This window comes from Sinomicrobium sp., from assembly GCA_029266035.1.
Classification (GTDB): domain Bacteria; phylum Bacteroidota; class Bacteroidia; order Flavobacteriales; family Flavobacteriaceae; genus Sinomicrobium.
Map to the genome: position 1 here is coordinate 56,219 of JAJUFH010000008.1, position 15,760 is coordinate 71,978.

Sequence of the window (15,760 nt, forward strand, 5' to 3'; positions counted from 1 at the left end):
TGTTTAAGGAATGCTATTCTCTGCTTCCTGTTTACTCCCATCGTATCAGCGCAATCCAAAATAGACAGTTTGTACGATAAACTCGCGGCCGAACATGAGGATTCGGCACGCGTAGTGGTTATGATTGAATTGTCCCGGGAGCTGCATCGCATGTCCCGAAACGATGACGAAGATCTCCGCGTAGCTATAGAGGCTATGGAAACCGCAGAAACACAGTCTCCCGTGCTGTATGCCCGTGCCGTGGATAATCTGGGATTGCTCTACCGCTTTTATCAGCAATACCGGGAAGCTATTACGCTACATGCCAGGGCGTATGAATTGATAGCTGATCTGGAGGGGCATGCTGTCGACAAGATGCGGTATGCCAACAATGCAGGAGTTGCCTGCCGGTATAACTCCGACTACGATATGGCTGTTACCTATCACATGAAAGCACTTCACCTTGCCGAAAAGGAAAACAATACACGGAATATCGAGATCGCCTGTAACGGGATAGGGAATACGCTTATAGCCATCCCGGGTAAGGAAGAAGAGGGGCTTGCCTACCTGGAGAAAGCACTGGGCATGGCAAAGCAGGTGGGAAACCAGCGGGGGATAGCAATTCAGAACCTGACGATCGGAGGATATTACGATCAGTTGGGGCAGCACGATAAAGCGCGGGCCTACTTCGGTGAAATATTGAAAATTAACGAAACGCGGAAAGATGCCAAAGGGAGGGCCATGGGGCTAAAGGCATTGGGAGAAAGCTATCTGGCGGAAGGCACAGACCTGGAGAAATCAGCACGTTATTTCAATGACGCCCTAACTGTTTTCAAAGAGATAGGCGACCGGCAGCAACAGGCGTATACCTTACTCGAATTAGGCGATTTGAATTCGAGAAAAATGAATTATGCCCGGAGCCTTGCTTTATTTGACCAGGTCAATGAAATTGCAGAAGACCTGAATGACAAGGCGCTTCTGCAATCAACCTCAGAAAAAACATCAAGGATATATGAGGCCCTGCACAATTACCCCCTCGCTTTGGCCCATTATAAAAAAGCGAGGGATTACCAGGACAGTATTAACCTCACGAACCAGATGGTACAGATCTCTGCGATAAGCCGGCGGTACGACCTGGATAAAAAGGAATCGGAAATAGCACTGTTAAAAAAAGAGCAGTCCATCCAGGAAATGCAGCTCGAAAGGCACAGTAGCAGGCTTAAGAGCCGGGGGATTATCATCGTGCTGCTCATTGCTCTGTTTGTAGCATTGCTTATAGTGCTCTTCCTGCAGAAAAAAAACCGCAATGCGAGAAAGAAAACAGAAGAATTGCTGATTGAGGCGGAAAGTGAACGTCTTAAGGCGGTATATGAAAAAAACCTTGCAGAAGCCGAGATCCTGGCGAGCCAGATGCGGATCAACCCTCACTTTCTGTTCAACTGCCTGAATTCGATCAAAAACCTTATTCAGCATAACAGGAATAAGCAGGCCATAAAATATCTCGTTATGCTTGCCCGGTTTTCGCGACTGGTATTGGAAACGGCAAGTAAACCGGTGCATTCCCTCAGTGAGGAACTGGACCTGATAAAATATTATATCGAACTGGAAAAAAACAGGTTCGACGACAGTTTTTCCTACACCATCGATAATCCTTTGGAAGAACAGGGGGAGCAAATCTGCCTGCCGAGCCTTCTTCTGCAGCCCTTTGTGGAAAATGCGATATGGCATGGGCTACTGCCGGGCAACAAGGAGGTCAAGATCCTTTCGATCGCTGTTGAAGGTACGGAATATGAGACAAAGATCAGGATAGATGATACCGGGGTAGGGAGGTTTTTTGCTTCGCGAACCGGAAAGCAACACAAGAGCCGGGGAACAGAGATCAATGACAAACGGATCAGTTTATTCAATAAAAACCATCCGAATACCATATATTACGAGTATATAGATAAAAAAGATGACCTGGGCAATGCGCTGGGTACAACTGTTATTATCCATATTAAAACCACCTGTCAATCATGAGAATTGCTATCCTGGACGATGAATTACACTGTGTTGAAAGCCTGGTATTACACATCCGGAGCCTGTTTCCGGAACTACCTATTGTGTATAAAAGTACAAAAGCGACCGAGGCTCTGGAAGCCTTGCAGCGTATGGATATAGACCTGCTTTTTCTGGATGTGGAAATGCCACAGATGAACGGTTTTGATTTTTTAGAACAGTTCGATAAATTGATGTTTGACGTGATCTTTACTACGGCCTATAGTCAGTATGCTGTAAAAGCATTTAGGGCACAGGCTATAAACTACCTTTTAAAACCCATTGATGAAGATGAGCTCAAAGAGGCTATTTCTCAGTGCCTCGACAAGCAACATACTCAAAACGATTCGTCGCAGGAGATAAACCGTCTGTTGCAGCATCTGAAAAATGGGGGCGTGCTGAAGAATAAGATCGCCATTCCTATAGCTGACGGTCTGGAATTTTTAGAGGTTCCCAATATCACTTACTGTCAAAGCCAGAGCAATTACACCACAATATACACAGCTGATGGCCGATCGTTTGTCATTAGCCGGACACTGAAAGAAGTAGAAAAGTCCTTAGAAAAATTTCTGTTTGTACGGGTGCATCAATCTTACCTGGTCAATCCTAATTATATGGAAAAATACAGTAGAAATGATGGGGGGTATCTGATTATGGCCAATAAAAAAAGGATCCCTATCAGCAATTCGAAGCGCAATATCATTATCGATATTTTTGAGAACCTGAGAAGGTCGTAGTGTTTTTCTGTTTTTCAATAACCAACAAAAAAGAGACCGCCTTTTCAGACGGTCTCCGACTTTTAATAAACCAACCATAAACCAGGTGTTAACCAGCAAAGCTGACACCTTGTACTGTTTGCAACTCGCCGTTGAGTTCGCGATTTTGCACTTCTTCCTTTTTAGCCTTGTTTACCATACCGAGTACCTTGTCGAGGAGATCGGTTTCGTTTTTAAAGAGCGATTTCTTCAGAGTCTGCATTTCAATTTCCATATTGTGCCTAACTTTTTTCTTCAGCTCTTCGGTAAAAGAAAGATTAAAGATCTTTTCGTAAAGAAACTTGTGATTGGAAAGTGAGAAATTCCCGTTTCCTATACAAATGTAAATTTCGTTGACATCGTCTATAAGAAAGTATTCGTCGGAAATAGGAGAGATCAGTTTCTTCACTTGTTCATTCTCTGAAAAATACCGGACAATGTCCTTGATGTATTTTTCATCGGCTGTCAATTCTCTTTTTTTAAATCCTAACATAACTTTTCAAGAATTATGAAGAAGCTGCATTCCTGTCATTCGCAAACTTCTTCCGTTCTGTTTATTAGGACACAGGTTGTCTTAAAAAGTCACATCTAGGAAATAAATAAATTACATTTTTTTGTAAATAATTGGAGCTTAGTTTTTTATGGATTAAAAAAATAAACTAATTTTCTTTCTGTTCTTTTTCTGAGAGGATGATGATATTGCGGTCGGTAAAATTTTTGATGGGAAAAACGATTTTTTGCTCGTCTGTAGCCAAAACCAGGTTGATACTGTCTATTCGCTCTATAACCCCTTCTATATCGTCGATTCGCACCTTCATGCCGGTTTCAAAGTTTTTCCGGGTGTAAAAACTGAGCAATAGTCGGGAAATCACGTCTTTCGATCCCAGCCCCAATGCGATGGTAAAAGCCGCGAGGAGGGCACCGAAGAAGATGAGTATATTATTGGTGATAATATCGGTTTGTATGCCAACCTGATTGAGAGCCATAAGGGTGGCGATAAGCAATATGACGTAGAAAGCCAGACCACTTACAAATTTTGATCCGCTGATGTCAAAAGAACGCAATGTGTCTTGAACCGCTTTGCGCACCAGATTTGCCGTAATCAATCCTACGATAAGCAGTGCTATTCCTGTAAGCACTCGAGGGAGATAGGCAATGAGTTGGGCAGCAACCTCTGAAACGGCGTGAAGATTGAGTATTTCTGCTCCGGTAATAAGGAGTATAAGCACGAGCAGAAAACGGACAAAAAAGAGAATGATTTTTCTGAGATCTATGCGATAGGACGAATTGAAGAGGAGGTCGGTTTCGTTGAGTTTTTCGGAGAGCTTATCTATTTTTGAGAGTTTTAGTAAGCTCCCGACGACGAAAAGGACAATTCTGTAAATGAGCCATCCGAGAAATAGTAACAGCAATGTCCATAAAAGTTTCGGAAACATATCGATAAGTTGTTCCGAGAGTTTTTTCAGAACATCGAGATCAACAGAGTTTTGCATAATGGTGGTTTTAGTAGTTTTTTATCATTTTTTGCCGGAGGTTTTGTTTTTGGTATTGAAAAACTCGCCTATGGTGCCCGGGTACTTAACCGCTACCAGGTCGGCCATGTCGAGGGAGAGTTTTATAAGAGCCACATCGTCCATGATTTTTTCCCGGAGGGAATTGGGGAGCTCCTCGTCTTGGATAATTTTTTTGAAGGGGTTTTCCACGGATTAGTCAATTTCGTTATACAATTCCAGTAATCTATGTTTGGCTCTTTTGAGCCGCATCTTGGCAGCGCTTTCTCCAATGTTAAGTGCTGAACTGATATCCTTAATGGAAAAATCGTCCTGATACTTCATGAGCAGGATCATTTTCTCATCTGGGGCTATCATATCCAGGCACTTCATCAGCGCTGTCTCTTTAAGTCCGAGAATGGCGGTGTCTTCAATCTCGGAAACTTCGTCCTTAAAATCATCGGTCGGGACGAAGGTCTGTCTGTATTTATTTAGTTTGCGTTGTACATGGTTTACACAAAAATTATAGACAAAAGCATACAGCCAAGTCGAAAACCGGGAATCTCCCCGAAATGTTCTCAACTTTACAAATAGCTGTACAAAAATGTCGTGGGTCAAATCCTGTGCCTCCTCTACAGATCTTGTAAACGAAAGGCATTTATGGTATACCTTCCGCGAATATCTGTCGTAAAGAATGCCATACCAATATGTGTCATGCGCCTCCCTTATCCGCGAGACGAGCATTTCATCGCTGATGTTTGCCACATCTGTTTTCTGATGATTTTTTTCCATGACTTGGGTCAGGAGCGACCTCTTATTTTGATTAGACACATTAGAACTCCGAAAGGTCACATGATTTTACAAAAATATTTAAAATTTTGTGAAAATTTTGCCTTTTACGCTGAATTTGAATCTTTTAATATTGAGATATTGGTTGAGATCCTCAAGGTAGCGAATTGAGATCAGAACCTTCATAAAAACGATTTTTAAGTGTCAATAAGCGATGAATTCGTCATAATTTTTAAATTATTCCTAATTTTGAGTTAAAGATACATTTATCACTGGTGCGTCGCAATGGCTATTGATTAAAAAACACCAGCGATATCCGGGTTTTAGGAACAAGGGAAAGACGGAAATGAAAGCAGATTTCAGATTGGATAACGGGAGGTCTCAACAACCCGGGCAAGAAGGAGAATACGACTCAGATACGGAGCTCTGGAGTGCTTTTCAGGAGGGTAGTCGCAGGGCGTTTGAACAGATTTATCGACAAAATGAAGAGCGACTCTTTTATTACGGAATGAAAGTCGTTGCCGATGAAAACTCGGTGTGGGATGCTGTTCAAGATTTGTTTCTGAATCTTTGGAACAAGAGATCCGGTATCGGTGAGGTACGTGTTATCAGGTCGTACCTGTATAAGTCTCTTAGAAATAGATTGATACGCACTGTTTCTCACGGGAGCAAAACACTTTCTCTAGAAGAAGAAACACCAGGCGATACCGAAAACCGCCATATTTCTTTGGGTATATCAGACAAAGAAGAGAATGAAGAGCGGGAGACAAGGATCCGGAAAGTACTCTCTATTTTGAGTGCGAGGCAGCAAGAGCTCATATATCTTCGTTTTTACGAGGGCTTGTCTGTAGACGAGATTGTCGGGATTACAGGAATGAAAAGAAGAACGATATATCACCACTTGTCCGGAGCAATCGAGGTTTTAAAAGGACTTGGGAAGGATGTTTTTCTCTTCGTAGTACTTTCTATGACCTTTGGCCGTATTTAGGTTTCTTTTTTTGTATTCTCTGTGCGTTTTTTGCTGTTTAGATTTTTTATTTCTTCTTATCTGTATCTTTTTAAGGGTTTTACAGTGATGAAATCAATACTTTTTCATTTTATTTTGAAAAAAATGTATTTTTTATTGCACAAAACCTCCTGTTCGGTATCCTGTATATAAATGCTGTGGATTTACACTGAAAAAAAGCCGCTCATGAATTACGAAAATTACGGTCCTGAAGATTTTTTAGAAGACGACGACTTCCTAAAATGGATTTGTGCTCCCAACCCGGAGTCTGATGCTTTTTGGGATAACTTTCTTCTGAAACATCCCGAAAAATCAGAATCGATTGCCAAGGCGCGGAATACTGTAGAAAAATACGGTAAATTATCTGTTTACAAGGAACAGCAAAAGTATAAACGCAGTACCTCCGAAGCGGTCTATTCGGCAATTGTACAGGGAGTGGAAAATACGGAAACACCTGTGAGGACTGTTCCGTTTTTTCGCTTGTGGGGAGTTGCAGCCAGTGTGATTTTACTGCTGTCAGCCGGATGGTATTTTTATTACAATCAGCGCGATTTGAGCAGTACAGAGGGAAGTGTGGAAGCCGGAAGCAGCAAGGCTATCCTCACCCTTTCAGACGGGTCTGAGGTGCTTTTACAACAGGGCACCGAATACGTGTCTGAGCTTGCCAAAAGCGACGGCAATTCGGTAATCTATCAGCCTGTAGTAGAGTCTGACAAGAAGATAGACTACAACGAACTCACCATACCTCGAGGAGGGGAATTTTTCCTGTTGTTGTCCGATAGCACTAAGGTATGGCTCAACTCTGAAACCAAAATCAGATATCCCGAAAGCTTTGTAGCTGGTGCCTCAAGAGAGGTAGAGCTGCTTTATGGCGAAGCTTATTTTGAGGTCTCTCCCTCCGAAAAACACAGAGGTAGCAACTTTGTAGTGCAAACAAAAAATCAGGAGATTGAGGTGTTAGGAACGCAGTTTAATATTCGTGTATTCCCTGATGAAAAGCAAATTGTAAGTACTCTGGTGGAGGGAGAAGTTGTCTTGAATACTCCTGTTTCTCAGCTTGTTTTAAAGCCTAATGATCAAGCGGTATACGATTTTCAGAATAGCAAGGTGAAAATTAACGAGATAGATGTCTATGACGAAATATCTTGGAAAAGGGGACTTTTTAGTTTTAGTGACGAACCTCTTGAAAGTATAGCAAAAACACTTTCGAGGTGGTATGATGTTCCGATTTTGATTAGTAATCGGGAGTTGGATGACGTAAAACTCAGCGGTGCCTTTAGCCGAAAACTCGCTTTGGAGGAAATATTAGACATACTGTCGCAGTCGATAAATATAAGCTATAGCGTAAATAAACAGCATGAAATAGAATTAAAGTAAAAAAGGGAATAAGGTTTCGATCTATCACCATACAAAACCTTACCCCTTTGAGTGCGAATTGATTTATATAATAACCAATACACCACAAATTTATGGAAATAAACCCGTTTTTACGAGGTTCATCTCATCGGAGCCTCAAATGCATGTTTTTTCTTATGAAAACAATGATTTTTTTATGTTGCACCTTTGCTTTTGGTTTTACTTCAGAGATGACCAGAGCACAGGATGCCAAAATAGCCATTCCGGAAACTGGAAATTTTACTGTTGAAGAGGTTTTTGATCTTATCAAACGGCAAACAGATTACACTTTTGTATATCATTCCGACTTTTTTGACAACAGCGGTGATATTGCATTGACCAAAGGTACGGTTGAGGTAGGTGAATTGCTTACCACCGTTTTGGGCAATCGTTTTGATCACCTTTTTTCCGAAGAAACGCATAGTATTATTATCAAAAGAACTACCACCATAGCTGTCCAGCAAACTATTACGGGGGTGGTGCGAGATAAAAACGGACTCCCTCTGCTAGGAGTTGCCATTTTGATTCAGGGAACTTCCCGTGGAGCAACTTCTGATGAAAACGGGAATTTTATTATCGACGCCAAGCCGGGTGATGTTCTGCGATTTAGTTATTTAGGTTTTAAGAGCAAGGAGGTGACGATCAAGGACGATCAACCCTTGCAGATTATCCTTGAAGAAGAGGCTAGTGAGTTGGACGAAGTGGTTTTGGTGGGATACGGAACAACTTCAAAGCGGTTTAATACCGGGGCGGTATCTACCATTAGTTCGGCTACACTGGAGGAACAGACTGTACAAAACCCCATTCAGGCCTTGCAAGCCAGAGTGCCCGGTTTGCAGATTACCAATATCAGCGGTAGACCAGGTGCTAATATCGAGATCCGGATAAGGGGGATCAACTCTATCAATTCGGGCAATAGCCCTTTGTTTATTATAGATGGAGTGCCCTTTAATTCCGACCCCATGAACCAGTTCAATGCTGTTGGTCCGCCCGAGGCTGGGAATCAGAGTCCTTTAAATAGTCTTAACCCCAATGATATTGAGAGTATTTCCATTTTGAAAGATGCAGATGCCACTGCGATATACGGATCTAGAGGAGCCAATGGAGTGGTGTTGATTACCACAAAGAGAGGGGATGGAGAAGACAGGTTTAATGTAAATGTAAACATCAACTCTGGAGTTGGTGATGTGGCCAAAAGATTATCTTTGTTGGATACACCTGCCTATTTGGCTATGCGACAACAGGCCTTTGAAAATTCTAATATGCCTCCCAATCCGGGTCTGGCGCCCGACCTTTTGCTGTGGAGTCAGGAACAAAATACCGACTGGCAGGAAGTACTGTTAGGGAATACAGCGCACTACACCACAGCCAATGTGGGCTTTAGTGGAGGTACTGCCAACAATCATTTTTCCCTTAGCGGTAATTACAGCCGGCAAACTACGGTGTATCCCGGAGATGCTAAAAATGAGCGCACAGGGGTAAGAGCGACCTACGACTACAAAACGGCCGATAACAAGTTTGGCATTTCTTTTAGCAGTATTTACACCTACGACAACAATGTTGCCAACGGTGGGGATTTCGGACAGTTTATCAGGACTGCTCCCAATATGACACCCTACGACGAGAATGGAGATATCAATTGGGAACCCGGAATATTTAGCGGATACCAGCATCCCCTTGCCAACCTGTATAAGAAATACGTAAACAAGACCGATAACCTTATTACTAATATTGTGTTGGATTATGATATTTTGCCTTCGCTAAATGCCAAGGTGAGTTTTGGTTATAATTTTATCAAATTAGATCAGTTTTACGGTACTTACCAAGGGTTTAATCCACCAACGGGCGGACCGAAACCCACTGCGCAATTCGGAAATACCGAGCGCAAAGGGATTATCGTAGAGCCTCAGCTCAACTATCACAGAAAGTTAGGCGATGGAGAATTTCGCGCTTTGGTTGGGGCTACCATTCAGAAGCAGTCGTATACTGGCTTGTCGATTTACGGATCTAATTACGGTTCTGATGAGCTCTTGAATTCTGCGTACAGTGCCGGAGATATCAGTATTTGGGAAGACAGCCGTACAGATTATCGCTACGCTTCGGTATTTGGAAGGCTTACCTACAACTGGATGCAAAAATATGTGTTCAACGTCAATTTCCGCAGAGACGGTTCGTCGAGATTTGGGACGAATAACAAATACGGAAACTTTGGTTCGGTGGGGGCTGCATGGGTTTTCTCTGAAGAGAATTTCTTGAAGGATAACAAAATACTTAACTTCGGCAAGCTGAGAGTGAGCTACGGGTCTGTAGGAAATGACCAGATTGGAGATTACCAATACATGAGAGCTTGGACTAGCTTTCAGTACAACTATGGAGGCCTTGATGCCTTGATACCACAGCGTTTGGGAGATTCCAATTACAGCTGGGAAAAAGTCGAAAAATTTGACGTAGCCTTAGAACTCGGCTTGTTGAAGAACAATATACTGTTTAATGTTAATTACTATAAGAACAGAACCGACAACCAGTTGGTGGGATATCCGCTACCTATGATTACCGGTTTTTCGTCAGTACAGTTCAATCTGCCTGCCGTAGTAGACAATACCGGATGGGAATTTGAACTGAACACAACCAATATAGATCAGCAACACTTTAAGTGGAATACTTCCTTTAATATTTCGCTCCCGAAAAACAAACTGATATCATTTGACAATTTAGAGGCTTCTGGCTATGCGACCGATTACGAAATAGGAAAATCGCTTTCTCTGATAAAGGGATATGCGTTTACCGGTCTCAATGCAGATACCGGAATGCCGGAGTTTGAAGATATCAACGGCGACGGAGCGATAACCTATACCGACGACCGCGTAGCACTCGGAAAAACCATTCCAGATTTTTACGGTGGTATTTCAAATAGCCTGACCTATAAGCAATGGAACTTGAGTTTCTTGTGGCAGTTTGTAAAAAAAGAAGGATTTGGTTATTCTTTTAGCGCTATTGGGTCGCAAAACAATTTAGGTAAGGAAATTTACGAAAATCTGAATTCAGGCACACCAAAATACCCGGAACCTGTGGCGATAAGTTATCCTTTGTGGAATAATTATATCTCTTCTACGGCTCGCTGGGGAGACGCTTCTTACCTGCGTTTAAAGAATGTATACCTCACCTATAATCTTCCCGAATCGGTCTTGTCGCATTTGGGAATAGACAGGTGTAGTATTTATGCACAAGGTCAAAACTTGTTGACCATTACCGGATACGACGGTTTGGATCCGGAAGTAGGACATTTGATGTATACGCCTTTAATAAGATCGTTTTATCTCGGGATAAATCTGTCCCTGTAAATTCTATACCAATGAAAAAGTATTTGTATTTAAATATATTTATATGGGGAGCCTTTTTGAGCCTCCTGCTAGTGTCTTGCGATAGTTTTCTGGATGCCGATTCTCCTATAGATGCAGTCCCAGAAGATGAAGTATTTCAATCTGATGCCACCGCAACATCTGCTGTAAATGGTCTTTATGCTCGCTTTATGGGGACCAATACGCCAACCTTGATGTTTAATGGAGGAATAGGAGTTATGACTGGCCTTGGTGCCGATGAAATTCACGATTTTGACGGCGAGTACCAGGACTATGAAAACAATGAGATTATATATACCGAATTTGGTCCGGTAGTTACGATATGGACTACTACCTACGAAATGATTTACCATATTAATGCCTGTATTAAGGGATTGGAAGGCAATACATTAATCACTCCCGATTTGCGAGACGATTTATTGGGGCAGGCTTATTTTATAAGGGCTTTGAGTTATTTCTATATGACTAATCTGTATGGTCCCCTGCCTATAGTTACTGAAACCGAATACGAAGAAAATCGATTGAAATCGAGAAGCCCTTCGTCTGAGGTCTATGAGCTGATTCTTTCCGATTTGTCTAAAGCAGAAACTCTGATGAAAGCACCGGATGCTCAGAATATCCGCGCCAATCTCAATGCGGTATTGGCTCTGGATGCCCGAGTTCAACTGTATCTAGAAGAATATGAAAATGCGGCAGATAGAGCCACATCGCTGATAGAAGCGTCTTACGGCTTAGACAGTCTTGACCAGGTGTTTAAAAGAACTAGCGTCGAAACCATTTGGCAGGTAGACGGAGTCTTACCTACCTATCCCAATACCTTTGATGCCTACTTTTACAGTCCTGAAGTAGGAGGTGTGCCGAGCTATACAGTAACCGACGACCTGCTCGACAGTTTTGAAGATGGCGACAAAAGGAAGGAGCAGTGGATTGGTAGCTACAAATACATAGACAGTGTAACCTATTATTATCCGAATAAATACACGCAAATATACGATGCCCCCGCTACAGAAAGCAATGTGATCTTTCGCCTTGCCGAGCAGTATCTGATACGTGCGGAAGCACGGGCACATTTGGGTGATTTAGACGGGGCAGCAAGTGATTTGAACGAGATACGCAAACGAGCAGGCCTGAAGGATTATGACGGAGCTGTAGAAAAAATAGCATTGTTAGAAGCGATAGCACACGAAAACAGAATAGAGTTTTTCTCTGAATGGGGACATCGATGGTTCGATTTGAAAAGAACCGGCAAAATAGATGAGGTAATGACTGCATTTAAACCAGGTGTCTGGAAGAATACCGCTCATTTATGGCCGATTCCTCAAACCGAAATCAATAAAAACCCTAACCTCTTACCCAATAATGACGGATATTAATACGAAAAAACAAAACATGAAAAAATACTATTTAATACTTGCCGGACTTCTGGCATGTGCTTGCAAGGAAACTGCAACAAAAAAAGAAGCCGTATCGCCCTCTTATGTGATAGAAGTGGATGTTCGTGATGCAGATTCCGGAATGGCTTATCTCGAATCGGAACGGACGGATGTTTCAGTAATGGACTCTACGCCGATTACAAATGGCAAATTCACTTTTCGGGGAACGGTAGATGAACCCACTGGATACTTTTTAAAGGTTTCCGGAGCTCAGTATCCAATAAAGTTTTTATTGAGTAACGATTCCATAAGCATTAGCGGTGCCAAAGACAGTTTGTACAATGCAAAGATTACCGGAGCAACAGAAAATGACAAACTGATGAATTACTTCAGCACTGTTTATGCTACTCTGGGCAAACAAGCCGATAGCCTGTACAAAAATTTTACCGACAACGGCACTCTTAAAATGACTCCCGAGCTACAAAAGGAATTAGATAAGAAGTGGGAGGTGTTTAACGATCACGCCTTCGATATGAACGCCGAGTACGTAAAGGATAATGCCTCCGAAATAGTGGCAGCCATCGTGATTGACGAAATGTACGTCAAGCGTTCACATCCCGAACAAGCCGAAACCTTGTACAATTTGTTGACCGACAGCATTAAGAACAGCTATTACGGCAAGCGAGTAGCTACTGCTCTCGAAACTTTTGAAAAGACCTCCGTAGGCAAGGTTGCACCAGATTTCTGCGAGCCTACAGCGGAGGGAGAAGAGGTGTGCCTCTCCAGTTTCAAAGGAAAATATGTGCTGATAGACTTCTGGGCTAGTTGGTGCGGACCCTGCCGAAAGGAAAACCCCAACTTGGTTAAAGCCTATGCCCAGTACCGCGATAAAGGATTTGAAATCCTCGGAGTTTCTATCGATGAGAAAAGAGACCTGTGGCTAAAGGCAGTTGAGAAAGACAATATGACCTGGACACAGCTGTCTTCTGTAAACGGATGGAAAAGCGCAGGAGCACAGGCGTATAACGTAAACGCTGTACCTACCAACTACCTGATTGACCCCGAGGGCGTAATCATCGCTAAAAATTTGCGAGGAGAGGCGCTACAGGAAAAATTACAGGAGGTGTTTAGTGGGCAGTAAGACACGGCTTTTTGAGTGCTTGAGATATCACTGCTGTATATCTGAGGTATTCATCAGCAATTCAAATAAAACAGGAGGAACCAGAGATGGTTCCTCCTGTTTTATTTAACAATATGAGTAGTGCGGGTAAACACTTCCCTTTCTCGCAACTGCGAAATGTAGGTTCTTGAACAATATGTTTTTGTGATAGAGTTAAAAAATAAGTATGGGAAGATTTCTTAAATACTTTATTAATATCTAAAATATTCTTAGTTTTGGGTTACAATAGACTGATAAACACCTACCGTAGGTACTATTGTTTTAAGACAATAAACGGATAATACTCCTTTGATACAGGACGCTGCTGTTGATGCCACACTAAAAGGGAAACATTCACAATACTTGCGCTTTGGTTGAATAAGGGAGACGGTAATGAAAATGGATTGTACATTGGATTGTGATCTGCCTGAAAAATTTGACCGCGATAGAGAACACCTCACAGAGGAGTTAGATTCCGATGCAATGCTATGGGCAAAATTTCAGTCCGGAAACCTGTCGGCTTACGAGAAAATATATTCGAAAAACATTCCCTCCCTTTATAGCTATGGCCTCCGCCTTACAGCCGATGCGAATTTAGTAAAAGACAGTGTGCAGGAAATTTTTATGGAGATTTGGGACAAAAGGGAGAGACTCGGTGAGGTTAGCGCTATTCGCCCTTATCTCTATACGGTATTGCGCAGAAAACTAATGGCGCAGGCGCAGGGTAGAGTGAGCTGGCTTCGACTGGAAGAAGAGCGCGAAAACCAGATTCAGGGCAGCGACTCTCCTGAAAGTGAAATTATCGAATCTGAGCGGTCTACACAACTGTTTGACCGTCTCAAGGATGCAGTAAAAACATTGAATCCCAGGCAGCAAGAACTCCTTCATCTTAAATATCACGCCCGACTGAACAATATAGAAATCGCAGAGATTACCGGGATACACTCCAAAAAGGTGTCGTACCACATCAGAACCGCAATCGGAATACTTCAGGGCTTAATGCACGGTAAAGAGCGGTAAATCAACTGTACTTTTGTGTTTTTAAATTTTTGGTTTTCAGTGTTTTGTTGATTTTTGTGAAAAAAGTAATTTTTTTTTCGGAAAAATCCGAAATACACTCTCTTTATAAGTAAAGGCAAATCCATTTTAGTGTAAACGCCCTATAGCTATGAGATACGAAGAATTTCAGGAAGAAGATTTTATAACTGATGACGATTTTATGCAGTGGGTATGGAACCCAAGTCAGCAAGACGAGCAGTTTTGGAATCGTTTTCTCGCAGAAAATCCGGAAAAGAGAGCTCTAGTTGAGCGTGCCCGAGAACGCGTATTGCAATTGTCTGAAGAAGAGGATATTCCGGAGGTCATTTTTTCAGATATCAGGGATAACATCAGGAAATACACTCAGGCTGAAAGGGCGAAGAAGAACAGGAGGTTGTTCAGCACAACATTTGTGAAATACGCCGCGGTTGCGGTTGTTCTGCTGAGTATTTCGGGAGGGATGTGGTTGTTTGACAAGGCAGGGCAGGAAGAGAATCCCGTACTTGAGATTGTCGCAGGATCAGGGAAAGCCGTACTTGTACTTGAGAACGGAGAAGTTGTCGAGCTTTCGGAGGAAGGGATATACCAAAGCGAAGATGTACAACTAAAAGACGAACAATTGCGCTATAACGGTAAGGCAGGTGCAGAGGAGCAGTTGAGTTATCATTACCTCACTGTTCCTAAAGGTGGGAAATTTACAGTAGTATTGGCCGACGGCACAACCGTATGGCTCAATTCGGGTTCGAAGCTAAAGTACCCTATGCATTTTAAGTCGGGTACTGCTCGTGAAGTAGAACTGATTTACGGCGAAGCCTATTTTGAAGTGTCTCACAGTACGGAGCACAACGGAGATGCTTTTCGCGTAATTGCAGAGAGTCAGGAAGTAGAAGTGCTCGGAACCCACTTTAATGTCAGAGCCTATCCGGAGGAAAACGAAGTGTATACAACCCTGTCTGAAGGAAGCGTAGCGGTGCGTAGTGGAGAGGAACGAGTAGTGATCAAGCCGGGGCAGCAGGTGGTTACGAGCCATGTAGGAGCGCCCTTGACGATTAGACAAACCAATGCCGAATATGCCATGGCGTGGAAAAACGGACTGTTTGTTTTTGACAAAGAGCCACTGGGAAAAATGATGCAAGAACTGTCCAGATGGTATGATGCAAAAGTTGTTTTTGAAAATCCTGAGAAGGCATATTACCGTTTTTCAGGGGAGTTGAAAAGGGGGGAAGATATCAGACTGCTGCTCGACAACTTGGAGCAAACCGGAGAAGTTGAATTTCAAATAGACGGAAAGACAATCACGATAAAATAGACCTAAAAAAGGAATTAAAGTTCGCACCTACCACAGCAACAAACTAAAATTCCTTTGCAAGATCACTTAAA

General features: G+C 42.5%; 13 protein-coding genes. 9 read left to right on the forward strand and 4 right to left on the reverse strand.

Translation table 11 applies throughout. The annotated features are described in order from the left end of the window. The first annotated feature begins 69 nt into the window (after nt 1-69). Nucleotides 70-1,998 (forward strand): histidine kinase, encoded by a 1,929-nt coding sequence (locus ACYZZR_RS06000; RefSeq protein WP_146746580.1) that lies wholly within the window; start codon nt 70-72, stop codon nt 1,996-1,998. Beyond that, nucleotides 1,995-2,753 (forward strand): LytR/AlgR family response regulator transcription factor, encoded by a 759-nt coding sequence (locus ACYZZR_RS06005; RefSeq protein ID WP_461533086.1) that lies wholly within the window; start codon nt 1,995-1,997, stop codon nt 2,751-2,753. Before ACYZZR_RS06000 ends, ACYZZR_RS06005 begins: the two co-directional genes overlap by 4 nt. Before the next feature lie 88 nt (nt 2,754-2,841). Here ACYZZR_RS06005 and ACYZZR_RS06010 read toward each other — a convergent pair whose 3' ends face one another. The 4 genes from ACYZZR_RS06010 to ACYZZR_RS06025 form a co-directional block, all read right to left on the reverse strand. Further along, the gene (locus ACYZZR_RS06010; RefSeq protein WP_461533087.1) at nt 2,842-3,264 is read right to left on the reverse strand and encodes a hypothetical protein; all 423 of its coding nucleotides are present in this window, start codon (nt 3,262-3,264) and stop codon (nt 2,842-2,844) included. Nucleotides 3,265-3,430: 166 nt separating this feature from the next. Continuing rightward, entirely contained in the window at nt 3,431-4,264 is an 834-nt protein-coding gene (locus tag ACYZZR_RS06015; RefSeq protein WP_461533088.1) for a mechanosensitive ion channel family protein, read from the reverse strand. A gap of 24 nt (nt 4,265-4,288) precedes the next feature. After that, entirely contained in the window at nt 4,289-4,474 is a 186-nt protein-coding gene (locus ACYZZR_RS06020) for a hypothetical protein (RefSeq protein WP_461533089.1), read from the reverse strand. A gap of 3 nt (nt 4,475-4,477) precedes the next feature. After that, entirely contained in the window at nt 4,478-5,053 is a 576-nt protein-coding gene (locus tag ACYZZR_RS06025) for an RNA polymerase sigma factor (protein ID WP_461533090.1), read from the reverse strand. Between the two features lie 343 nt (nt 5,054-5,396). On the opposite strand from ACYZZR_RS06025, the gene ACYZZR_RS06030 reads away from it, so the two are divergent. The 7 genes from ACYZZR_RS06030 (at nt 5,397) to ACYZZR_RS06060 (ending at nt 15,689) form a co-directional block, all read left to right on the forward strand. Next, on the forward strand, nt 5,397-6,038 hold the full coding sequence (locus tag ACYZZR_RS06030; RefSeq protein ID WP_461533091.1) for an RNA polymerase sigma factor: 642 nt from the start codon (nt 5,397-5,399) through the stop codon (nt 6,036-6,038). A gap of 204 nt (nt 6,039-6,242) precedes the next feature. Next, a complete protein-coding gene (locus ACYZZR_RS06035; RefSeq protein ID WP_461533092.1) occupies nt 6,243-7,433 on the forward strand; it encodes a FecR family protein in 1,191 nt (396 codons plus the stop codon). 155 nt (nt 7,434-7,588) lie between these two features. Continuing rightward, nucleotides 7,589-10,792: a SusC/RagA family TonB-linked outer membrane protein gene (locus ACYZZR_RS06040; protein ID WP_461533093.1), complete on the forward strand. Its 3,204-nt coding sequence runs from the start codon at nt 7,589-7,591 to the stop codon at nt 10,790-10,792. Nucleotides 10,793-10,803: 11 nt separating this feature from the next. Then, the gene (locus tag ACYZZR_RS06045) at nt 10,804-12,183 is read left to right on the forward strand and encodes a RagB/SusD family nutrient uptake outer membrane protein (protein WP_461533094.1); all 1,380 of its coding nucleotides are present in this window, start codon (nt 10,804-10,806) and stop codon (nt 12,181-12,183) included. A gap of 16 nt (nt 12,184-12,199) precedes the next feature. Further along, nucleotides 12,200-13,324: a redoxin domain-containing protein gene (locus tag ACYZZR_RS06050; RefSeq protein WP_461533095.1), complete on the forward strand. Its 1,125-nt coding sequence runs from the start codon at nt 12,200-12,202 to the stop codon at nt 13,322-13,324. A gap of 417 nt (nt 13,325-13,741) precedes the next feature. Then, nucleotides 13,742-14,362 carry an RNA polymerase sigma factor gene (locus ACYZZR_RS06055; protein WP_461533096.1) on the forward strand — a complete coding sequence of 207 codons (621 nt, stop codon included), beginning with the start codon at nt 13,742-13,744 and terminating at the stop codon, nt 14,360-14,362. 148 nt (nt 14,363-14,510) lie between these two features. After that, nucleotides 14,511-15,689 carry a FecR domain-containing protein gene (locus ACYZZR_RS06060; RefSeq protein ID WP_461533097.1) on the forward strand — a complete coding sequence of 393 codons (1,179 nt, stop codon included), beginning with the start codon at nt 14,511-14,513 and terminating at the stop codon, nt 15,687-15,689. Nucleotides 15,690-15,760 lie beyond the last annotated feature (71 nt).